Source organism: Streptomyces sp. NPDC001604 (assembly GCF_042893475.1).
Lineage (GTDB): Bacteria > Actinomycetota > Actinomycetes > Streptomycetales > Streptomycetaceae > Streptomyces.
This window is the reverse complement of record NZ_JBIAUY010000001.1, coordinates 770,900-791,932: the sequence shown is the minus strand read 5'-3', so window position 1 is coordinate 791,932 and position 21,033 is coordinate 770,900. Positions and strand designations below refer to the sequence as shown.

Here is a 21,033-nt window from a genome sequence, read left to right as displayed (position 1 = left end):
ACCGCACGATGACCGAAGTCAACAAACCACCGCGTCCCGGGGGCTGGACCCGCTTCGTGACCGCCCGCCCGCGGCTCTCACTCCTGGTGGCCCTGGTCATCACCGCGCTCGCCGTGCTGGCCGGCAGCGGCGTCGCCGACCGCCTGGGCAGCGGTGGCTGGGAGGACCCGGCCGCCCAGTCGACGTATGCGACCAAGGCGCTGGAGCGCGAGTTCCCGGACTCCCAGCCCAACCTGCTGCTGCTCGTCGACGCGGGCCGCTCCTCGGTGGACGATCCGGCCGTCGCCGCCCAGGCACGCCGCCTCACCGCGCGCCTGGCCGGGGAGAAGGGCGTCATAGGCGTCGGCTCCTACTGGCAGTCCAAGTCGCCGGCCCTCCGTGCGAAGGACGGCCATGAGGCGCTGATCGCCGCGCACATCACAGGCGACGAGAAGGCGATGGGCGACACCCTGGACCGCATCGCGCCCCACTACCGCGGCTCACACGGCGCGGTGCAGGTGAAGGTCGGCGGCCTCGTCGCCGTGCGGCACGAGATGCAGACGATCATCAAGGAGGACCTGACCCGCGCCGAGATGATCGCCCTGCCGGTGACGCTCGTGCTGCTGGTGATGGTCTTCGGCTCGGCGATCGCCGCCCTGCTGCCGCTGGGCATCGGCATCGTCGCGATCCTCGGCACGAACGCGGTGCTGCGCGGTCTGACCGAGTTCACCGACGTCTCGGTCTTCGCGATGAACCTCACCACGGCCCTGGGCCTGGGTCTGGCCATCGACTACGCGCTGTTCATCGTCCGCCGCTTCCGTGAGGAACTGTCCACGGGCGCCGACCCGTTGACGGCGGTGGGCACCACCCTGCGCACGGCCGGCCGCACAGTCCTCTTCTCCTCCCTGACGGTCGCGGTCTCCCTCGCGGCGATGCTGCTGTTCCCGCAGTACTTCCTGCGGTCCTTCGCCTACGCCGGCATAGCGGTGGTCCTGCTGGCCGCCGCGGCCGCGCTGATCCTGCTCCCGGCCGCCCTGGTGCTGCTCGGACACCGGGTCAACTCCCTGGATCTGCGCCGCCTGTTCCGGCGCGGACGGGCGCCGAAGGCCTCCGGCGAGGAGGGCACGGCCTGGGCGCGGATGGCGACCCTCGTGATGCGCCGGGCCCCGCTCTTCGCCGTGGCGACCACCACCGTCCTGATCGTCCTCGGACTGCCCTTCCTGGGCGTGAAGTTCGGCACCGCGGACGACCGTCAGCTCCCCTCGACCGCGGAGTCCCACGTGGTTCAGCAGCACATCCGCGACGGCTTCCCGGGCAGCCCCGGCGGCGGTCTGGAGGTGCTCGCCGAGGGCAGCTCGACCCCCGCCCAGTACACCGCGTACAAGGACCGAATAGCTGATCTGCCCGGCGTGCTGAGGGTCGACGGCCCGCTGGTGAAGGGGCAGTCGGCGTACTTCACCGTGTTGCCGAAGGGTGAGGCCGTGGACGACGCGGCCCAGCGCCTGGTGGGTGAACTACGTGCCACGCACGCCCCCTTCGACACCAAGGTGACCGGCACGGCGGCCGTCCTGGTCGACTCCAAGCACGCGATAGCCGAGCGCCTGCCCTGGGCGGCCGCCTTCATCGCGATCGTCACCCTGCTCCTGGTCTTCCTGCTGACCGGCAGCGTGCTGATACCGATCCAGGCGGTGGTGCTCAACGCACTCAGCCTGACCGCCATGTTCGGCGCGGTGGTGTGGGTCTTCCAGGACGGTCACCTGTCCGGCCTGCTCGGCTTCACCAGCCCCGGCTCCATAGAGACCACCCTGCCGGTCCTGATGTTCTGCGTGGCCTTCGGCCTCTCCATGGACTACGGCGTCTTCCTGCTCTCCCGCATCAAGGAGGAGTACGACAGAACGGGCGACCACAACGAGGCGGTCCGCCACGGCCTGCAGCGCACGGGCGGCCTGATCACAGCGGCGGCGGTGATCCTGGCAGTGGTGATGGTCGCCATCGGCACCTCCCGGGTCACCAACACCAAGATGCTGGGCCTGGGCATCGCCCTGGCGGTACTGATGGACGCGATGATCGTACGGAGCCTGCTGGTACCGGCGGTGATGAGGCTGACGGGACGGGCGACCTGGTGGGCGCCGGGGCCGTTGCGGAGGTTCCACGAGCGGTTCGGTCTGAGTGAGGGCGAGGACGAGCGCCCCGTAAGGGGCGCGGGGCTGCATCGAACTGCGGCTCCGCCGCGGAGCGCGACCAGCCACGATGTACCCGCACACACAAACGGCGATGGGAGCGCAGATGCGGGCAGTGGTGATCGAGCAGTACGGGAGCCGGCCCGACGTACGTGAGGTACCCGACCCCCGCCCCGCCGACCACGGAGTGGTCGTCCGCGTCGAGGCCACCGGCCTCTGCCGAAGCGACTGGCACGGCTGGCAGGGCCACGACCCGGACATCACCCTGCCCCACGTACCGGGCCACGAACTGGCCGGCGTCGTAGAGGCCGTCGGCGCCCGAGTGACCGCCTGGCGCCCAGGCGACCGCGTCACCGTCCCGTTCGTCTGCGCCTGTGGCAACTGCGCGGCATGCGCGGCAGGCGACCAGCAGGTCTGTGAGCGCCAGACCCAGCCCGGCTTCACGCACTGGGGCTCGTTCGCCCAGTACGTGCCGCTGGACCACGCGGACGTGAACCTGGTGGCCGTTCCGGAGGGCCTGTCGTTCGCCACAGCGGCAGCGCTGGGCTGCCGCTTCGCCACGGCGTTCCGCGCGGTCGTGCAGCAGGGCCGGGTGGCGGCGGGGGAGTGGGTCGCGGTGCACGGCTGCGGGGGTGTGGGCCTGTCCGCGGTGATGATCGCGGCGGCGTCGGGGGCGCGGGTGATCGCGGTGGACGTATCGCCTCAGGCCCTGGACCTGGCGCGGAAGTTCGGCGCGACGGAGTGTGTGGACGCGACACGGACAGCCGATACGGCCGCGGCGATCCGTGAGCTGACCGGCGGCGGCGCCCAGCTGTCCCTCGACGCCCTCGGCTCGCCCGCCACCTGCGCCGCCTCGGTGAACGGCCTGCGCCGCCGCGGACGCCACGTCCAGGTGGGCCTGCTCCCGTCGCCCACCGGCACGACCCCCGTCCCGATGGCCCGGGCGATCGCCCTGGAGCTCGAACTCCTCGGCAGCCACGGCATGGCGGCGCACACCTATCCGCCGATGCTGGAGCTGGTCAGAGCGGGTGTGCTCCGCCCCGACCTGCTGGTCACGTCCACGATCACCCTGGACGCGACCCCGGACGCGCTGGCTGCGATGGGGACGGCGCCGGGAGCGGGGGTGACGGTCATCGAGCCGTGGAGTTGAACGAGCGGGCGGCCCACTCCCGGTCGAGGATCGACATGATCACCTCGTCGGCCCACTCCCCGTGCCGTAGCTGCACCTCCCGCCGCACACCTTCGACGACGAACCCGACTTTCTCGTAGACGTGCAGGGCGCGTCGGTTGTGGCTGTAGGCCTCCAACTGGACCCGGTGGAGGCCCAGTTGCTCGAAGCCGTACCCGACGATGAGCCTGGTGGCCTCGGTGCCGATGCCGCGGCCACGACCCCGGGGCCCGATGAGGGTGCGGAACGTGCAACTGCGCGCCACCGGATCCCAGTCGTACAGGACGACCTCGCCGAGGAGTTCACCGCTGTCCGGGTCGGTGACGGCGAGGTCGAGCCGGTCGGGGGCGGTGGCCCGGGAGCCGTACCAGGACCGCAGGCGCTCCGGAGTGAGCTCGGTCGACGGCTCATAGGTGAAGCGGATGACCTCGGGGTCCTCGATGATCTCCCCCATCACCTCGGCGTCGGCCGCGGTGAAGGGCCGCAGGACGGTCCTCTCGCCGGTCAGTACGGGTTTCACCGAGAAGTCGCTCATGGGACGACTGTGCCCCACTGGTCAGGTGGGGCACAGGTCGTTTTTCGGCAGGTCAGGGGGTCAGGAGAACGGCTGGTCGGGGGCCTCGTCGTCTCTGCGGCCGCGGTTTCCGGGCCGGGAGGCGACCCAGGCCCGGACGGTGTCCGCGTACCAGAAGGGCTTGCCGCCCTCGACGTGGTCGGGCGGCGGCAGCAGCCCGTGTTTGCGGTAGGACCGCACGGTGTCCGGCTGCACCCTGATGTGCGCCGCGATCTCCTTGTACGACCAGAGCCTTCGGTCGGTCATGGGTAGCACCTCCCCGCGCGCACCGCGGGGGCGGCCGGGGGCGGCCGTCGGGGGAACCGGGCGCTGCGCTGGCGATCACAGATCTGTGCCCGGTCAACGACGGAGCGTGAGGGGAGGGCAGGGCCTGTGGGGCGGGTGTGACACAAGCCTCGCTCACATGCGACACCCGTGACAGGAAAGGGGTGTTTGTGACACGGGCGCAGCAAACGCACCGGCGGGCTCAGGGGCGCGGGGCGTTGACATCGGCGAGGTGGCCCGGACCCACTGCCGGGTCCGGCCCACCGGGCACCCGCACCGAACCCGGCGCTTCAGCAGGCGACCGCTACGCCCCGCACGACCGCAGAAACGCCCGAGTCCGCTGAGCGATCGGCAACGGCTTGTCCGGCTCACACGGATACATGTCCTGCTCGACGATGGCGAAGAGATCCACGTCCAGCTTCTGCGCAGCCTCCAGCACCGGCCCCAACGCCGGAACCCCCGCCGGCGGCTCACACATCACACCCCGCGCCACCGCAGGCCCGAACGGCACCTGGTTGGCCCGGACGTCGGCAAGGATCTCCGGGTCCACCTGCTTGAGGTGCAGATACCCGATCCGCTCCCCATACGTCTCGATCAGCTTGACGCTGTCCCCGCCGCAGTACGCGTAGTGCCCCGTGTCCAGGCACAGCGACACCAGAGAGGAGTCCGTCCCGTCCAGGAACCGGACGACGTTCTCCTCACTGTCGATATGCGTGTCGGCATGCGGATGGACGACGATCTGCAGCCCGTACCGCTCCCGCACCTCCCGCCCGAGCCGTTCGGTCAGCGAGGTCAGATTCCGCCACTGCTCGGCCGTCAGCGTGTCCGGCTCCAGCACCTCACCGGTCTTGTCGTCCCGCCAGAAGGACGGGATGACCACCAGGTGGGAGGCGCCCATGGCCTGCGCGAGCACCGCGTTGTCCGCGACATGCGCCCAGGTCTTCTCCCACACCGCCTCACCGTGGTGCAGGCCCGTGAACACGGTCCCCGCCGACACCTTCAGGCCACGCCGGGAGGTCTCCTCGGTGAGAACGGCCGGATCGGTCGGCAGGTAGCCGTACGGGCCCAGCTCGATCCACTCGTAGCCGGACTGCGCGACCTCGTCGAGGAAGCGCTGCCAGGGGACCTGCTGCGGGTCGTCGGGGAACCACACACCCCAGGAGTCGGGAGCCGACCCGATCCGGATGCGGGACAGTGAGGAGGAAGAGGGTGACAACGACGTCATGCCGGTCAGCTTCGGTGCGACGGTAAGCGCTGTCAAGGTCTCGTCCGAATGTCTGGACAAAACATTGACAGGGCTCCGCGTGCGGGGCTAGAAACGCGGGGAGAGCCGTAACGAAGGGAAGCCGATGGCGTACGACCTGATCACCATGGGGCGGATCGGAGTGGACCTGTATCCGCTCCAGACCGGTGTCCCGCTGCCGCAGGTGACGAGCTTCGGCAAGTTCCTCGGCGGCTCGGCGACGAACGTCGCGGTCGCCGCGGCCCGCCTCGGACGCCGTACGGCGGTGATCACGCGCACTGGCGACGACCCCTTCGGCACCTATCTGCACGAGGCCCTGCAGGGCTTCGGTGTCGACGACCGCTGGGTCACCCCGGTCCCCGGCCTGCCCACCCCGGTCACCTTCTGCGAGATCTTCCCGCCGGACGACTTCCCGCTGTACTTCTACCGGCAGCCCAAGGCCCCCGACCTGGAGATAGACGCCCACGAGCTCGACCTCGACGCCATCCGCGACGCCCGGATCTTCTGGGTCACCGGCACCGGTCTGAGCGAGGAGCCCAGCCGTACGGCGACCCTGGCGGCCCTCGCCCACCGGGCCAAGGCCGGGACGACGGTGTTCGACCTCGACTGGCGCCCCATGTTCTGGCGGGACCCCGAAGCAGCCCGCCCCTTCTACAAGGAGGCCCTGCGCCACACCACCGTCGCGGTGGGCAACCTCGACGAGGTGGAGGTCGCCACCGGGGTGCGTGAACCGCAGGCCGCCGCCCAGGCGTTGCTGGACGCGGGCGTCGAACTCGCCGTCGTCAAGCAGGGCCCCAAGGGTGTCCTCGCCGTCAACAGCAAGGGCGAGTCCGCCGAGGTCCCGCCGCTCCCGGTGAACGTCCTCAACGGCCTCGGTGCCGGCGACGCGTTCGGCGGTTCCCTCTGTCACGGTCTGCTGGAGGGCCGGGACCTGGAGACGATCATGCGGCACGCCAACGCGGCCGGCGCGATCGTCGCCTCCCGCCTGGAGTGCTCCTCCGCCATGCCGACCACCGACGAGATCGAGGCCGCCCTCAAGGCAGGGGCGGTGCTGTGAGTACCCGCAAGCGCCGCAAGGGCGTGGACGAGACGGACGACACCGGCTGCCTGGGCATGACGGTGGTTCCGAGGAGCGAGCCCGCTCCCGCACCCCCGACCGTGGACGTCGGCGAACTCGTCCGCATCCGTGCCCACCGCCCCGAGGCGATAGCGGAGGCCGCCGCGCGCCGCACCCGCAGGCCGCTGCTCGGTGACTCCGGCCGGCTGATGATCGTCGCCGCCGACCACCCGGCCCGTGGCGCGCTCGGGGTCGGTGACCGCAGGTTCGCCATGGCCAACCGCGCCGACCTGCTGGAACGCCTCTGCCTCGCGCTCTCCCGGCCCGGCGTCGACGGCGTCCTCGCCACCGCCGACATCCTCGACGACCTGCTGCTCCTCGGCGCCCTCGACGGCAAGGTCGTCATGGGCTCGATGAACCGCGGCGGCCTCCAGGGCGCCAGCTTCGAGCTCGACGACCGTTTCACCGGCCACCGCGCCGAGGACATCGAGCGCCTCGGCTTCGACGCCGGCAAGCTGCTCCTGCGCATCGACTACGACGACCCGGGCTCCCTCACCACCCTGGAGTCCACCGCTCGCGCCATCGACGACATGGCCGCGCGCGGACTGCCCGTCTTCGTCGAGCCGTTCCTCAGCCGCCGCACTGACGAGGGCCGGCTGAAGAACGACCTGTCCGCCGAGGCCGTCACCAAGTCCATCGCCATCGCCTCGGGCCTGGGCGGCACCTCGGCCTACACCTGGCTGAAGCTGCCGGTCACCGAGAACCCGGACGACATGGCCGAGGTCATGGAGACTTCCACGCTGCCCGCCGTGCTGCTGGGCGGCGAGGTGGGGGACGACCAGGACGGCGCGTACGAGAAGTGGCGCGGCGCCCTCCAGCTCCCCACCGTGCGCGGCCTGGTGGTCGGCCGTTCGCTGCTGTACCCGGCGGACGGCGATGTGGCCGCCGCCGTGGACACCGCCGTAGGACTGCTGTGAGGGCCGCATGAGCAGCGAGGAACTGTACGTCGCGCGGGGCACCACCGCGGACGCCGATCACGCGCTCGACATCGACCCGAAGCGGGCCGGCTGGGCGTACTGCAGCCTGCGGATCGTCGAGCTGGAGCCGGGTGGTGCACACACCTTCACCACCGGCGACAGTGAGTGGATCGTGCTTCCGCTGCAGGGCGGATGTACCGTGCGCACAGCCGACGGCACAACGGACGAAGAGTTCCAACTCCTGGGCAGGGAAAGCGTGTTCGCGTCGGTCTCCGACTTCGCGTACGCACCCCGTGACGCCCGGGTCCAGATCGCCTCCGGCGCGGGAGGCCGCTTCGCCCTGGCAGGAGCGAAGTGCGAGCGACAACTCCCCGCCCGCTACGGCCCCGCGCCGGAGGTCCCCGTCGAAGAGCGCGGCAGCGGCAACCGGCTGCGGCACGTCCGCAACTTCGCCTCCGCCGACGCCTTCGACTGCGACAAGCTCATCGCCGTCGAGGTCGTCACCCCCGGCGGCAACTGGTCCTCGTACCCGCCGCACAAGCACGACGAGCACCGGCCGGGCGTGGAGGCGGAGCTGGAGGAGATCTACTACTTCGAGATCGACGGCCCGAACGGTTTCGGCTATCAGCGCGTATCTCCCTCCCGTGAGGGCGGATCGGACGTCCTCGCGGAGGTCCGCTCCGGTGACGCCGTCCTCGTCCCCGACGGCTGGCACGGCCCGTCCATCGCCCAGCCCGGCCACGACATGTACTACCTCAATGTCATGGCGGGCCCGGGCGAGACCCGGGAGTGGCGGATCTGCTTCCATCCGGAACATACGGAGGGTTACCGATGACGTCCTCAACGACGAGGCTCACGGTCGCGCAGGCACTCGTCCGCTTCCTGTCGGCCCAGTACACCGAGCGCGACGGCGTCCGGCAGCGGCTGATCGGCGCCACCTGGGGCATCTTCGGCCACGGCAACGTGGCGGGGATCGGACAGGCGCTCGTCGAGTACGCCGACGACATGCCGTTCCACCAGGGCCGCAACGAACAGGCCATGGTGCACGCGGCGGTCGGTTACGCGAGGCAGTCGGGCCGCCTGTCCACCCACGCGGTGACGACCTCCATCGGCCCGGGCGCCACCAACCTCGTCACGGGCGCCGCCCTCGCGACCGTCAACCACCTCCCGGTGCTGCTCCTGCCCGGCGACGTCTTCGCCACCCGCCCCGCCGACCCGGTCCTGCAGCAGCTCGAAGTCCCGTACGCCGGTGATGTGTCGGTCAACGACAGCCTGCGCCCGGTGTCGAGGTACTTCGACCGCATCACCCGGCCGGAAGCCCTGATCCCCTCGGCCCTGAACGCCATGCGTGTGCTGACCGACCCCGTCGAGACCGGCGCCGTGACCCTGGCCCTCCCGCAGGACGTCCAGGCGGAGGCCTACGACTGGCCGGAGGAGTTCTTCGCCGAGCGCACCTGGGTCGTACGGCGTCCGGGCGCCGACCCGGCCGAACTCGCCGAGGCCGTACGGGCGATCAGGTCCGCGCGCAGGCCGCTCGTCATCGCGGGCGGCGGTGTCCACCACAGCCGCGCGGAGGAGGCCCTCGCCGAGTTCGCCGAGGCCACCGGCATCCCGGTCGCCTCCACCCAGGCCGGTAAGGGCTCCCTGCGCCACGACCACCCGCAGGACGTCGGCGGCATCGGCCACACCGGCACGGCGACCGCGAACGAGCTCGCCCGCACCGCCGACCTGGTGATCGGCGTGGGGACCAGGTACACCGACTTCACCACGGCCTCCGGCACCCTCTTCACCGGCGAGGGCGTGCGCTTCCTCAACCTCAACATCGCGCCCTTCGACGGCCACAAGCTGGCCGGTCTGCCCCTGATCGCGGACGCCCGCAGCGGCCTCCAGGAGCTGACCGCGGCCCTCGACCTGCATGCGTACGAGGTCCCGGCCTCCTATGTCACCGAGTACACGGAGGACAAGGAGCGCTGGGAACAGCGCGTCGACGCCTGCTACGAGGCCGACGAGCCGGACGTACGCCCGACGCAGCCGCAGGTCCTCGGCGCCCTGGACGCGCTGGTGGACGAGTCGGACGTGATCATCAACGCGGCCGGCTCCCTCCCCGGCGACCTGCACAAACTGTGGCGGGCGCGCTCACGGGACCAGTACCACCTGGAGTACGGCTACTCCTGCATGGGCTACGAGATACCCGCCGCGATCGGTGTGAAGCTGGCCGCCCCGGAGCGGCCCGTGTGGGCGCTGGTCGGCGACGGAACGTATCTGATGATGCCGACGGAGATCGTGACCGCCGTCCAGGAGGGCATCGCGATCAAGGTCCTGCTGATCCAGAACCACGGGTACGCGTCCATCGGCGGCCTGTCCGAGTCGGTGGGCGGCGAGCGGTTCGGCACCGCCTACCGCTTCCCGTCCGACGACGGTACGTACACGGGGGCGCCGCTGCCCGTGGATCTCGCCGCCAACGCCGCCAGCCTGGGCATGCGCGTGCTGCGCGCGAAGACCGTGGCGGACCTGCGGACGGCGCTCGCGGAGGCGCGCGCCGCCGACACACCCACATGTGTCTACGTCGAGACCGAAACGGCCGACACTGTGTCGGGCCCGCCGCCGGCGCAGGCCTGGTGGGATGTACCTGTGGCCGAGACCGCGACCCGACCGTCGGCGGTGAAGGCCCGCGAGCTGTACGAACGGCACGTCTCGACCCGACGCCGCCATCTGTGAAGGAGAAACCGGTCATGACGAAGATCGTCAACCACTGGATCGGCGGCAAGACCGTCGAGGGCGCGTCGGGCACGTACGGGCCGGTCACCGACCCGGCGACCGGCGCGGTCACCACGAAGGTCGCGTTCGCCTCGGTCGACGAGGTGGACGCGGCGGTCGCCGCCGCGAAGGACGCCTTCGCCACCTGGGGCACCTCTTCGCTCGCGAAGCGGACCTCGATCCTGTTCAGGTTCCGGGCGCTGCTGGAGGCGAACCGCGACGCGATCGCCGAGCTGATCACCGCCGAGCACGGCAAGGTGCACTCCGACGCGCTGGGCGAGGTCGCGCGCGGCCTGGAGATCGTGGACCTGGCGTGCGGGATCACCGTGCAGCTGAAGGGCGAGCTGTCCACCGAGGTGGCCAGCCGGGTGGACGTCTCGTCCATCCGCCAGCCGCTGGGTGTGGTCGCGGGCATCACGCCGTTCAACTTCCCGGCGATGGTCCCGATGTGGATGTTCCCGATCGCCATCGCGACCGGCAACACCTTCGTCCTCAAGCCCTCCGAGAAGGACCCGTCGGCGTCCATCAAGCTCGCCGAGCTGCTCGCGGAGGCCGGTCTGCCGGACGGCGTCTTCAACGTGGTGCACGGCGACAAGGTGGCCGTCGACCGCCTCCTGGAGCACCCGGACGTCAAGGCGGTGTCGTTCGTCGGCTCCACCCCCATCGCCCGCTACATCCACACCACCGCCGCCGCGAACCACAAGCGGGTGCAGGCGCTGGGCGGCGCCAAGAACCACATGCTGGTCCTGCCGGACGCCGACCTGGACGCGGCCGCCGACGCCGCCGTGTCGGCCGCCTACGGCTCCGCGGGCGAGCGCTGCATGGCCATCTCCGCGGTCGTCGCGGTCGGCTCCATCGGCGACGAGCTGGTGGAGAAGATCCGCGAGCGCGCCGAGAAGATCAAGATCGGCCCCGGCAACGACCCGACCTCCGAGATGGGCCCGCTGATCACCAAGGTCCACCGGGACAAGGTGGCGTCGTATGTCTCGGGCGCGGCGGCCGAGGGCGCCGAGGTTGTGCTCGACGGCACCGGCTACACGGTCGAGGGCTTCGAGGACGGCCACTGGATCGGCATCTCGCTCCTCGACAAGGTGCCCACGTCGGCGAAGGCCTACCAGGACGAGATCTTCGGCCCGGTCCTCTGTGTCCTCCGCGTCGACACGTACGAGGAGGGCGTGGCCCTCATCAACGCCTCGCCGTTCGGCAACGGCACCGCGATCTTCACCCGGGACGGCGGCGCGGCCCGCCGCTTCCAGCTGGAGATCGAGGCCGGCATGGTCGGCGTGAACGTCCCGATCCCGGTCCCCGTGGGCTACCACAGCTTCGGCGGCTGGAAGGACTCCCTCTTCGGCGACCACCACATCTACGGCAACGACGGCACGCACTTCTACACCCGCGGCAAGGTCGTCACCACCCGCTGGCCCGACCCCGCCGACGCCCCTGCCGGCGTCGACCTGGGCTTCCCGCGCAACCACTGACGAAGGCGTCAGGGGCCGTCCGCCATGCGGACGGCCCCATTTTTTTGCGGGCGCATGCTGCGATTCCCGTAGCGGGACAAGCGCCCACACCGACCGACCCGTTGTGTCGTAATCAACATCCGTAAGGGTGTCTGGCTACGGATTCCGTAGACAGTGAACCATTGACGCGACGGTTTCCGTCGAGGTTCCATGCAGCCACCCAGCCGCCGGAGGCATCCGCACGAGTCGATCGGAATCCGCCGTATGACCGACACGCTCCGCCCTGTCGACACCGCCGTCCCGGAGACGGCGGCAGGCAGCCCCAAGGCCCTCAAACGCTCCATAGGGGTGGTCGGCGGCACTCTCCTCACCCTCTCCTGCGTGACCCCGGCCTCCACGCTCTTCGTGGTCGTCCCGGACCTGTTCGGCTCGCTCGGCACCGCCACCGCCCTGACGATCGCCATCGGCTCCCTGCTCTGTATCGCCGTGGCGTTCTGCTACTCGGAGCTGGGCACCCTGATCCCCAGCGCGGGCGGCGAGTACGCGATGGTCTCGACGATGGCCGGACGGCTCGCGGGCTGGCTCGTCTTCGTCCTCTCGCTGCTGGTCGTCATGATCGTCCCGCCGGTGATCGCGATGGGCACGGCGGACTACCTGGCACCGGTCGTGCACCTTGACCCGGCGATCGCGGGCGCCGGCGTCATGCTCCTGGCGACGCTCGCCGGTCTGCTCGACCTGCGGGCCAACGCCTGGATCACCGGCATCTTCCTGGTCCTGGAGGTCATCGCGGCGGCCGTGGTGGCGGTCCTGGGCTTCGCACACAGCGAGCGGGGCGCCGGGAGCCTGGTCTCCATGCAGGTGGCGGGTTCCGGCCGTCACACGGACACGGTGACGGCGATGATGGTGGTGTCAGGCCTCGCGATCGCCCTGTTCGTCACCCAGGGCTTCTCGACCGCCGTCTACCTCTCCGAGGAACTGGAGCACCCGCGCCGCAACGTCGCCCGTACGGTCCTGGCCACCCTCGCCATCTCGACGGTGATCATCCTGGTCCCGGTGGTGGCGATCACCATGGGTGCCTCGGACCTCTCCACGCTGACCGGCGGCGACATCAGCTCCATGGTCACCGCCTGGTCCAACTCCGCGGTCGGCACCTTCGTCAGCCTCTGCGTGGCCCTCGCGATCATCAACGCGGGCATCGTCATGGTCATCCAGAACTCCCGTGTCCTGTTCGCCTCGGCCCGCGACAAGGCCTGGCCGGAGCCGGTCAACAACGTCTTCGCCAAGCTCGGCCGCTTCGGCTCCCCCTGGGTCGCCACCCTCGCCGTCGGAGTCCCCGGCGCCCTGCTCTGCTTCGTGAACCTGGACACCCTGTACGGCGTCACGGGCGTCTCGGTGACGGGCATGTACCTCCTGGTCGCAGTGGCCGCCCTCCTCTCCCGCCGCGGCTCCCACAAACACACCCCCGCCTGGCGCATGCCCCTGTGGCCCGCCATGCCGATCCTCCTGATCGCGGTCCTCGCCTACATCCTGAGCCAGCAGGAGACGAGCTACCTGCTGTGGACGGGCGGCATCACGGCGGCGGCCACTCTCTACTGGGCCTTCTACCTGCGACCGCGCCGCGAATCCCGGTGGCTTGTCTCGCTTCCGGAGGACCAGCGCCCTTAAGGGGCGCGGGGCTGTATCGATATGCGGCTCCGCCGCGTGGGCGCGACAAGCCACGACGCACCCGCACTCGGCAAACGACAGAAGCAACCGAGCCAGTAGCCGTACAGCACCTGCGGTACAAGCAGATCACCCCGTACTCCCACGGGCTACCCCCGGCTCACCCCCCGGTCTGCCCCAACTGTCAGAGACGCCCCGTACCGTTGAGACATGGATCTTCGACTGCCCCGCCTGGGAGGGCTGCTTCGGAGGCCCCGGCGCCTGCTGGCCGCCGGGGCCGCCGTCGTCGTGCTCGCCGGTGTCGGGACATGGACGGCCGTCGCCTCCGACGATGCGCCCCCGGTGCACCGAGCCGACCGGATGATGTCGATGAACGGCGTCCGCATCGACACGTCGTACTTCACCCCCGGCGGGGCCGGCGGGCGCCACCCCGCCGTCCTGCTCGCCCACGGCTTCGGCGGCAGCAAGCAGGACGTCCGGCAGCAGGCGGAGGACCTGGCGAGAGACGGTTACGCGGTGCTCACCTGGTCGGCCCGCGGCTTCGGGAAGTCCACCGGCAAGATCGGACTGAACGACCCGAAGGGCGAGGTCGCCGACGTCTCCAAGCTGATCGACTGGCTGGCGAAGCAGCCGCAGGTCCAGCTCGACAAGCCCGGCGACCCGCGCGTGGGCGTCGCGGGTGCCTCGTACGGCGGCGCGATCTCCCTGCTGGCAGCGGGGTACGACCCCCGGGTGGACGCCACAGCCCCGGCGATCACCTACTGGAACCTGGCGGACGCCCTGTTCCCGAACGGCGTCTTCAAGAAGCTGTGGGCGGGCATCTTCATCAACTCCGGCGGCGGCTGCGGCAGGTTCCAGCCCGAGCTGTGCCGGATGTACGAGCGGGTCGCGGAGTCCGGCAAGCCGGACGCACAGGCGCGTGAGCTGCTGGCCGCCCGCTCCCCGTCCGCCGTGGCCGACCGCATCAAGGTGCCGACGCTCCTGGTGCAGGGCCAGACGGACTCCCTCTTCCCGCTCGGCCAGGCGGACGCGGCGGCGAAGGCCATCCGAGACAATGGCGCCCCGGTCGACGTCGACTGGATCGCCGGCGGACACGACGGCGGCGACATGGAGACGAGCCGCGTCCAGACACGCGTGCGTGCCTGGTTCGACCAGTACCTCAAGGACGAGAAGGACACGGACACGGGCCCGGCCTTCCGCATCACCCGCACCGGAGGAGTCGACTCCACGGACGGCGCGGCCGTGCTGCGGGGAGCGACCGACGCCACCTACCCGGGCCTGGAGAGCGGACAGCGCTCCGTACGGCTCCGGGGCGCGCAGCAGAGCTTCGCCAACCCTGCGGGTGCCAGCCCGCCCGCCGTCTCCGCCCTGCCGGGCCTCGGCGGCTCCGGCGGCCTCGCCCAGCTGTCCTCGCTCGGCGTCGGGGTGTCGCTGGACTTCCCCGGCCAGTACGCGCAATTCGAGTCGGTACCGGTCAGCAGCGGCCTGCGGATCACCGGATCGCCCACGGTCACCGTCCACGTCAGGTCGACGAGCGACGACGCCGTGCTGTTCGGAAAGGTGTACGACGTCGGTCCCGGCGGCGGCGCACCCGTGCTGCCCTCGCAGCTGGTGGCGCCCGTCCGCGTCGAGGGCGCCAAGTCCGGCAAGGACGTCACGATCACGCTCCCGGCCGTCGATCATGAGGTCGAACAGGGCCACCGGCTGCGCCTGGTCCTCGCCTCCACCGACCTCGGCTACGCCTCCCCTGCCGCCCCGGCGACGTACACCGTCTCCCTCAAGGGCGACCTGAAGGTGCCGACGGCACCCGGCGTGACGACCGCGGCCGCCCCGCTGCCGTCCTGGGTGTGGTGGCTCCCGCTGGCCGGCGCGGTGCTCGCCCTGGCCCTGCTGCTGACGGGCCGCCGCCGCACGATCGCCCCGGCCCCGGCTCCCGAACTGGCGGACGTCCCGCTGCAGATCACGGACCTGAGCAAGCGGTACGCCAAGTCGGCGGACCGTTACGCGGTACGGGACCTGTCCTTCCGCGTGGAGAAGGGCCAGGTGCTCGGCCTCCTCGGTCCCAACGGCGCGGGCAAGACCACGACCCTGCGCATGCTGATGGGCCTGATCAGGCCGGACGGCGGCGAGATCCGCGTCTTCGGCCAGGCGATCCGCCCCGGCGCCCCGGTCCTGTCCCGGGTCGGCGCGTTCGTGGAGGGCGCGGGCTTCCTCCCGCACCTGTCCGGCCGCGAGAACCTGGAGCTGTACTGGCAGGCGACGGGTCGCCCGCCGGAGGACGCCCACCTGGACGAGGCCCTGGAGATCGCGGGTCTCGGCGACGCCCTGGCCCGCGCGGTCCGCACCTACTCCCAGGGCATGCGCCAGCGCCTGGCCATCGCCCAGGCCATGCTCGGCCTCCCGGACCTGCTCATCCTCGACGAACCGACCAACGGCCTCGACCCGCCCCAGATCCGCGAGATGCGCGAGGTGCTGATCCGCTACGCTGCGGCCGGCCGCACGGTGATCGTCTCCAGCCACCTCCTGGCAGAGGTCGAACAGTCCTGCACCCACCTGGTCGTCATGGACCGCGGCCGCCTGATCCAGGCAGGCCCGGTGTCCGACATCATCGGCTCCGGCGACACCCTCCTGGTGGGCCTGGCATCCGACATCCCGGACCCGCTGCTGGAGAAGGTCGCGGCCCTACCGGGCGTCGAGTCGGCGGTACGGACGGACGGGGGCCTCCTGGTCCGGCTCGCTCCCGGCAATGGGTCCCGCCCGACCGGGGTCGGCGAAGTCACCTCCGGCGCGGCAACTCCCCCAAGGGGCGCGGGGAACTGCGCGACCAGCCACGACGGCGCCGCAGACGAACGACGCCAAATCGCGGCACTCACCGAACCGTCCCCAGCAGCCCGCACGGGCACAGCCGCCAACCTCCTCGTAGAGCTGGTGCGCCTGGAAGTCCCGGTGGCTTCACTCGGCCCCCACCGCCGCCTGGAGGACGCCTTCCTCACCTTGATCGGAGGTTCCGCATGAGCACGCTGGCCGAGCACACCGAGCCCCTCCACGCCGCCTCCGGTTACCGGGCCGCCCGCACCCTGCCCCTACGGGTCGAACTGGCCCGGCAGCTGAAGCGGCGCCGGACGCTGATCATGGCGGGGATCCTCGCCGCGCTGCCGTTCGTGCTGCTCATCGCGTTCGCGATCGGCGGCGACCCGAGCGGCCGCAACGGCCAGGTGACCCTGATGGACACGGCCACCGCGTCGGGGGCCAACTTCGCCGCCGTCAACCTCTTCGTCTCCGCGGGCTTCCTGCTCGTCATCCCGGTCGCCCTGTTCTGCGGGGACACGGTGGCGTCCGAGGCGAGCTGGTCCTCCCTGCGCTACCTGCTGGCCGCACCCGTCCCACGCGCCCGCCTCCTCTGGTCCAAGCTGGTCGTCGGACTCGGCCTCAGCCTGGCCGCGATGATCCTTCTCCCGGTGGTGGCACTGGCCGTGGGCACGGCCGCCTACGGCTGGGGCCCGCTCCAGATCCCCACCGGCGGTGCGCTGGACTCGGGGACGGCGGCCCAGCGCCTGCTGGTGGTCGTGGCGTTCATCTTCGTCTCCCAACTGGTCACCGCAGGGCTGGCGTTCTGGCTCTCGACGAAGACGGACGCGCCCCTCGGGGCGGTCGGCGGCGCGGTCGGACTCACCATCGTCGGCAATGTCCTGGACGCCGTGACGGCCCTCGGCCACTGGCGTGACTTCCTGCCCGCGCACTGGCAGTTCGCCTGGGCTGACGCCGTCCAGCCGCACCCCGAGTGGTCCGGCATGATCCAGGGCACGGCGATTTCCATAACGTACGCGCTCGTGCTGTTCGCCCTGGCCTTCCGGGGTTTCGCCCGCAAGGACGTGGTGTCCTAGGTCAACGGAGGATCACCCACCGGTCTCGACCGGCCATGATCGTGGCCGTCTTGAGATTCATCCGCAACACCCCGTGCCGCACATTCCGACCCCCCGCGCCGTCACAGTCACAGAAGTCGGCGTCAACACACCAAGGGGGCACGGAAGATGGAGCGGTACCGAACACCACGCCCGGACACGCCACACGGCCGTACCCGACGGCTGCGCGCGGCTCTTCTCGCCCTCACGGCGACGAGCGGCCTGCTGCTCACGGCCTGCAGTGCGGGCGGCTCCGACAGCAGCAACAAGGCCTCGGACGGCTCGCACGGGGGCTTTCCGGCCCCCGCCGCCCCGACGGCCGGAGGACAGCAGGGCGAGGACAGGTTCGCCGGCCCGTCCCCGACCCCGGACGACCACCTCTCCACCTTCGCCCTGGACGTCGACACGGCCTCCTACGGCTACGCCCGCCGCACCCTCGCCGCGGGACAGCGCCCCGACCCCTCGACCATCCGCCCCGAGGAGTTCGTCAACAGCTTCCGCCAGGACTACCGACGCCCCGACGGCAACGGCTTCACGGTCACCGTCGACGGCGCCCGTACCGACGAGAAGAACTGGTCCCTGGTCCGTGTCGGCCTCGCCACCCGCCCGGCCGCTGACGGCGGCGAACGCCCGCCCGCAGCCCTCACCTTCGTCATCGACATCTCCGGCTCCATGTCCGAGCCCGGCCGGCTCGACCTCGCGCAGAAGTCCCTCGACACGATGACGGACCGGCTGCGCGACGACGACTCGGTCGCCATCGTCACCTTCAGCGAGAAGGCCGAGCAGGTCCTGCCGATGACCCGCCTCGGCGGCCACCGCGGCGAGATCCACCACGCGATCGACGGCCTGGAGCCGACCTACTCCACCAACCTCGGCGCAGGCGTCGAGACCGGCTACGCCACCGCCGTCGAAGGCCGCCGCAAGAACGCCACCAACCGCGTCGTCCTCGTCTCCGACGGCCTCGCCAACGACGGCGACACCGACCCGGACTCGATCCTGAACCGCATCTCCTCGGCCCGCCGCGAGTACGGCATCACCCTCTTCGGCGTCGGCGTCGGCAGCGACTACGGCGACGCCCTCATGGAACGCCTCGCGGACAAGGGCGACGGCCACACCGTGTACGTGTCGGGCCAGGACGAGGCCCGCAAGGTGTTCTGCAATCAGCTCCCGCAGAACATCGACCTGACCGCCCGCGACGCCAAGGCCCAGGTCGCCTTCGACCCCGCCACGGTCACCGAGTTCCGCCTCGTCGGTTACGACGACCGCCGGGTCGCCGACGACGACTTCCGCAACGACCGCGTCGACGGCGGCGAGGTCGGCCCCGGCCACACCGTCACCGCCCTCTACGCCGTCCGCACCAGGCCGGGCGCCGACGGCCACCTCGCCACGGCGACCGTCCGCTGGCTCGACCCCGACACCCGCGACCCGCACGAGCAGTCCGGAGAACTGGAGACCGGCGCCCTGAGCGACTCCCTCGGGGAGGCGAGCCCGCGCTTCCAGGTCACGGCCGTCGCCGCCTACTTCGCCGACGCCCTCCGCCAGGGCGACGACCGCTGGCGCTCCCTCCCCGGCGACCCCGGCCTCAGCGAACTCCACGACCGCGCCGAGCGGTTGGCGAAGAAGACCGAGGACAGGGACGTCCAGCAGCTCGCCGACGCGATAGACCAGGCCGACCGCAACCAGGGCTAGAACGTCAGTCCACTCACCGCCGCACCATTGACCTTTCCTTACTTGTGAGTAAGTTGACCTCCCAGTCAGAGCCGACCGGGAGCCGTCATGGGCGTACGCAAGGACCTGAAAAGGGCAGAACGGCGCACCGACCTCGCGTCCCGCACCAGGGTCGAGGTCGTGAGGGACGAGGACGGAGTCGTGCGCGAGGCCCGCACCCCCGCCCTCGCCCCGCGCCCGACCACCGGCAGCACCGCCGACCTCCCGTTCACCAACGCGGCCGAGGCCCCCGACGCCGTGGTCCTTCGCCGAAAGGGCGACAACGGCGCCTGGCAGCCGGTGACCGCGGCCGCCTTCGCCCGCGAAGTCACCGCCGTGGCCAAGGGGTTGATCGCAGCGGGCCTGGAACCGGGCGGCCGGGTCGCCGTCATGTCCCGCACCCGCTACGAGTGGACGGTCCTGGACTTCGCGATCTGGGCGGCGGGCGGCCAGACCGTCCCGATCTACGCCACCTCCTCGGCCGAGCAGGTGGAGTGGATCGTCCGTGACTCGCAGGCCCGCTTCGTCGTCACCGAGACCGCCGAGAACGCCGCCACGGTGACGACGGGCACGGCCCGCCATGAACGGCAGCCACAGATCTGGCAGTTGACGCCGACATCGGCTGCTGCCGCAGCGGGGAACGCCATGACCGACCTCGCCGCCCTCGGCCGCCACCTTCCCGACGAGGAGATCACCGAGCGCCGCGCCGCCCTCACCCCGGACACGACCGCGACGATCTGCTACACCTCCGGCACCACCGGCAAACCGAAGGGCTGCGTCCTCACCCACGCCAACCTGCACGCCGAGGCGGCCAACACGGTCGAACTGCTCCACCCGATCTTCAAGGAGGTCACCCGCCAGGTCGCCTCCACCCTCCTCTTCCTCCCGCTCGCCCACATCCTCGGCCGCACCCTCCAGATCGCCTGTCTGATGGCCCGCATCGAGATCGGCCACTGCCCGAGCATCAAGCCCGACGAACTGCGCCCGGCCCTCAAGGAGTTCCGCCCGACCTTCCTCGTCGGCGTCCCCTACCTCTTCGAGAAGATCCACGACACGGGCCGGGCGACCGCCGAGAAGATCGGCCGCGGTGCCTCCTTCGACCGCGCAGACCGCATCGGCGTCCGATTCGGCCAGGCGTACCTGGACAAGTTCCTGGGGACGGGCAAGGGCCCGAGCCTCGCCCTCTACGCCGCCTGGGCCCTGTACGACCTGCTGGTCTACCGCCGCATCCGCAAGGAACTCGGCGGCCGTATGCGCTACGCGATCAGCGGCGGCTCCCCGCTCGACCGCAACCTCAACCTGTTCTTCTACGCCGCCGGAATCATCGTCTACGAGGGCTACGGCCTGACGGAGACGAGCGCGGCCGCCACCATCGTCCCGCCCCTGCGGCCCCGCCCGGGCACGGTCGGCGTCCCGGTCCCCGGCACCGCGGTGCGCATCGCCGACGACGGGGAGGTGCTCATCAAGGGCGGCGTCGTCTTCGGCGCCTACTGGAACAACCCGGCCGCCACCGACGCCGTACTGAAGGACGAGTGGTTCGCGACCGGTGATCTCGGCTCCCTCGACGAGGACGGCTACCTCACCATCACCGGCCGCAAGAAGGACATCCTCGTCACCTCCGGCGGCAAGAACGTCTCCCCGGCCGTCCTGGAGGACCGGCTGCGCAGCCGCCCGCCGATCGGCCAGTGCATCGTCGTCGGCGACAACCGTCCCTTCGTGGCCGCCCTGATCACCCTCGACCCAGAGTCGGTCGCCCACTGGCTGACGGTCCGCAAGCTGCCGGCGGACACGCCGATGTCGGAGGTCGTCCGGGATCCGCGGATGCGCGCCGAGGTCCAGAAGGCCGTGGACTACGCCAACGAGGCCGTCTCCCGTGCCGAGTCGGTCCGTGCCTTCACCCTGGTCGAGGGTGAGTTCACGGAGGACAACGGATTGCTCACCCCGTCGTTGAAGATCAAGCGGCACGCCGTGACGGCGGCGTACGCGAAGCAGATCGAGGCGCTGTACGGCGGCTGAGGGTCTGCCCTGATCACTCGTGCGGGTGATCAGCGGGCCAGCCGTCTGACTCAAGTGCCGCAATTAAGTTATATATGACTATGTTTCATT

General features: G+C 70.9%; 15 protein-coding genes. 12 read left to right on the top strand and 3 right to left on the bottom strand.

The window, feature by feature from the left end:
• Positions 1–8 precede the first annotated feature (8 nt).
• Together ACFY1E_RS03640 and ACFY1E_RS03635 are read left to right on the top strand one after the other, a co-directional pair.
• On the top strand, positions 9–2,315 hold the full coding sequence (locus tag ACFY1E_RS03640; RefSeq protein WP_389070927.1) for an MMPL family transporter: 2,307 nt from the start codon (positions 9–11) through the stop codon (positions 2,313–2,315).
• Positions 2,266–3,309, top strand: a complete 1,044-nt coding sequence (locus ACFY1E_RS03635) for a zinc-dependent alcohol dehydrogenase family protein (protein WP_389070925.1) — start codon at positions 2,266–2,268, stop codon at positions 3,307–3,309. The genes ACFY1E_RS03640 and ACFY1E_RS03635 overlap by 50 nt, the downstream gene beginning before the upstream one ends.
• On the opposite strand, the gene ACFY1E_RS03630 is transcribed toward ACFY1E_RS03635, so the two are convergent.
• The 3 genes from ACFY1E_RS03630 to ACFY1E_RS03620 all read right to left on the bottom strand — a co-directional run bounded on the left by ACFY1E_RS03630 (position 3,290) and on the right by ACFY1E_RS03620 (position 5,390).
• Positions 3,290–3,862, bottom strand: coding sequence for a GNAT family N-acetyltransferase (locus ACFY1E_RS03630; RefSeq protein WP_389070922.1), 573 nt, complete (start codon positions 3,860–3,862; stop codon positions 3,290–3,292). The genes ACFY1E_RS03635 and ACFY1E_RS03630 overlap by 20 nt on opposite strands.
• A 60-nt stretch (positions 3,863–3,922) precedes the next feature.
• Complete coding sequence (locus tag ACFY1E_RS03625) at positions 3,923–4,147, bottom strand: helix-turn-helix transcriptional regulator (protein ID WP_389070920.1); 225 nt, start codon at positions 4,145–4,147, stop codon at positions 3,923–3,925.
• Between the two features lie 322 nt (positions 4,148–4,469).
• The gene (locus ACFY1E_RS03620; RefSeq protein WP_389070917.1) at positions 4,470–5,390 is read right to left on the bottom strand and encodes a sugar phosphate isomerase/epimerase family protein; all 921 of its coding nucleotides are present in this window, start codon (positions 5,388–5,390) and stop codon (positions 4,470–4,472) included.
• Between the two features lie 124 nt (positions 5,391–5,514).
• Here ACFY1E_RS03620 and iolC point away from each other — a divergent pair, with 124 nt between their 5' ends.
• The 10 genes from iolC to ACFY1E_RS03570 all read left to right on the top strand — a co-directional run bounded on the left by iolC (position 5,515) and on the right by ACFY1E_RS03570 (position 20,943).
• Positions 5,515–6,465, top strand: a complete 951-nt coding sequence (gene iolC, locus ACFY1E_RS03615; RefSeq protein WP_389070914.1) for a 5-dehydro-2-deoxygluconokinase — start codon at positions 5,515–5,517, stop codon at positions 6,463–6,465.
• Between the two features lie 56 nt (positions 6,466–6,521).
• Positions 6,522–7,442, top strand: a complete 921-nt coding sequence (locus ACFY1E_RS03610; protein ID WP_389071615.1) for a deoxyribose-phosphate aldolase — start codon at positions 6,522–6,524, stop codon at positions 7,440–7,442.
• Between the two features lie 7 nt (positions 7,443–7,449).
• A complete protein-coding gene (gene iolB / locus ACFY1E_RS03605) occupies positions 7,450–8,277 on the top strand; it encodes a 5-deoxy-glucuronate isomerase (protein WP_389070912.1) in 828 nt (275 codons plus the stop codon).
• Positions 8,274–10,160: a 3D-(3,5/4)-trihydroxycyclohexane-1,2-dione acylhydrolase (decyclizing) gene (gene iolD / locus ACFY1E_RS03600; RefSeq protein ID WP_389070910.1), complete on the top strand. Its 1,887-nt coding sequence runs from the start codon at positions 8,274–8,276 to the stop codon at positions 10,158–10,160. Before iolB ends, iolD begins: the two co-directional genes overlap by 4 nt.
• A gap of 14 nt (positions 10,161–10,174) precedes the next feature.
• Positions 10,175–11,677, top strand: a complete 1,503-nt coding sequence (gene mmsA / locus ACFY1E_RS03595) for a CoA-acylating methylmalonate-semialdehyde dehydrogenase (protein ID WP_389070909.1) — start codon at positions 10,175–10,177, stop codon at positions 11,675–11,677.
• Between the two features lie 243 nt (positions 11,678–11,920).
• Entirely contained in the window at positions 11,921–13,321 is a 1,401-nt protein-coding gene (locus tag ACFY1E_RS03590; RefSeq protein WP_389070906.1) for an APC family permease, read from the top strand.
• 207 nt (positions 13,322–13,528) lie between these two features.
• Complete coding sequence (locus ACFY1E_RS03585; RefSeq protein ID WP_389070904.1) at positions 13,529–16,333, top strand: alpha/beta fold hydrolase; 2,805 nt, start codon at positions 13,529–13,531, stop codon at positions 16,331–16,333.
• Entirely contained in the window at positions 16,330–17,202 is an 873-nt protein-coding gene (locus tag ACFY1E_RS03580; RefSeq protein ID WP_389070901.1) for an ABC transporter permease, read from the top strand. Before ACFY1E_RS03585 ends, ACFY1E_RS03580 begins: the two co-directional genes overlap by 4 nt.
• A gap of 147 nt (positions 17,203–17,349) precedes the next feature.
• Positions 17,350–18,909, top strand: a complete 1,560-nt coding sequence (locus ACFY1E_RS03575) for a von Willebrand factor type A domain-containing protein (RefSeq protein WP_389070898.1) — start codon at positions 17,350–17,352, stop codon at positions 18,907–18,909.
• Positions 18,910–18,996: 87 nt separating this feature from the next.
• The gene (locus ACFY1E_RS03570) at positions 18,997–20,943 is read left to right on the top strand and encodes an AMP-dependent synthetase/ligase (protein WP_389070896.1); all 1,947 of its coding nucleotides are present in this window, start codon (positions 18,997–18,999) and stop codon (positions 20,941–20,943) included.
• Positions 20,944–21,033: the final 90 nt, after the last annotated feature.

Bases quoted from the DNA above. Each gene is read 5' to 3' on its own strand.
- ACFY1E_RS03640 (WP_389070927.1), top strand. From the start codon at position 9: ATGACCGAAGTCAACAAACCACCGCGTCCCGGGGGCTGGACCCGCTTC.
- ACFY1E_RS03635 (WP_389070925.1), top strand. From the start codon at position 2,266: ATGCGGGCAGTGGTGATCGAGCAGTACGGGAGCCGGCCCGACGTACGT.
- ACFY1E_RS03630 (WP_389070922.1), bottom strand. From the start codon at position 3,862: ATGAGCGACTTCTCGGTGAAACCCGTACTGACCGGCGAGAGGACCGTC.
- ACFY1E_RS03625 (WP_389070920.1), bottom strand. From the start codon at position 4,147: ATGACCGACCGAAGGCTCTGGTCGTACAAGGAGATCGCGGCGCACATC.
- ACFY1E_RS03620 (WP_389070917.1), bottom strand. From the start codon at position 5,390: ATGACGTCGTTGTCACCCTCTTCCTCCTCACTGTCCCGCATCCGGATC.
- iolC (WP_389070914.1), top strand. From the start codon at position 5,515: ATGGCGTACGACCTGATCACCATGGGGCGGATCGGAGTGGACCTGTAT.
- ACFY1E_RS03610 (WP_389071615.1), top strand. From the start codon at position 6,522: ATGACGGTGGTTCCGAGGAGCGAGCCCGCTCCCGCACCCCCGACCGTG.
- iolB (WP_389070912.1), top strand. From the start codon at position 7,450: ATGAGCAGCGAGGAACTGTACGTCGCGCGGGGCACCACCGCGGACGCC.
- iolD (WP_389070910.1), top strand. From the start codon at position 8,274: ATGACGTCCTCAACGACGAGGCTCACGGTCGCGCAGGCACTCGTCCGC.
- mmsA (WP_389070909.1), top strand. From the start codon at position 10,175: ATGACGAAGATCGTCAACCACTGGATCGGCGGCAAGACCGTCGAGGGC.
- ACFY1E_RS03590 (WP_389070906.1), top strand. From the start codon at position 11,921: ATGACCGACACGCTCCGCCCTGTCGACACCGCCGTCCCGGAGACGGCG.
- ACFY1E_RS03585 (WP_389070904.1), top strand. From the start codon at position 13,529: ATGGATCTTCGACTGCCCCGCCTGGGAGGGCTGCTTCGGAGGCCCCGG.
- ACFY1E_RS03580 (WP_389070901.1), top strand. From the start codon at position 16,330: ATGAGCACGCTGGCCGAGCACACCGAGCCCCTCCACGCCGCCTCCGGT.
- ACFY1E_RS03575 (WP_389070898.1), top strand. From the start codon at position 17,350: ATGGAGCGGTACCGAACACCACGCCCGGACACGCCACACGGCCGTACC.
- ACFY1E_RS03570 (WP_389070896.1), top strand. From the start codon at position 18,997: ATGGGCGTACGCAAGGACCTGAAAAGGGCAGAACGGCGCACCGACCTC.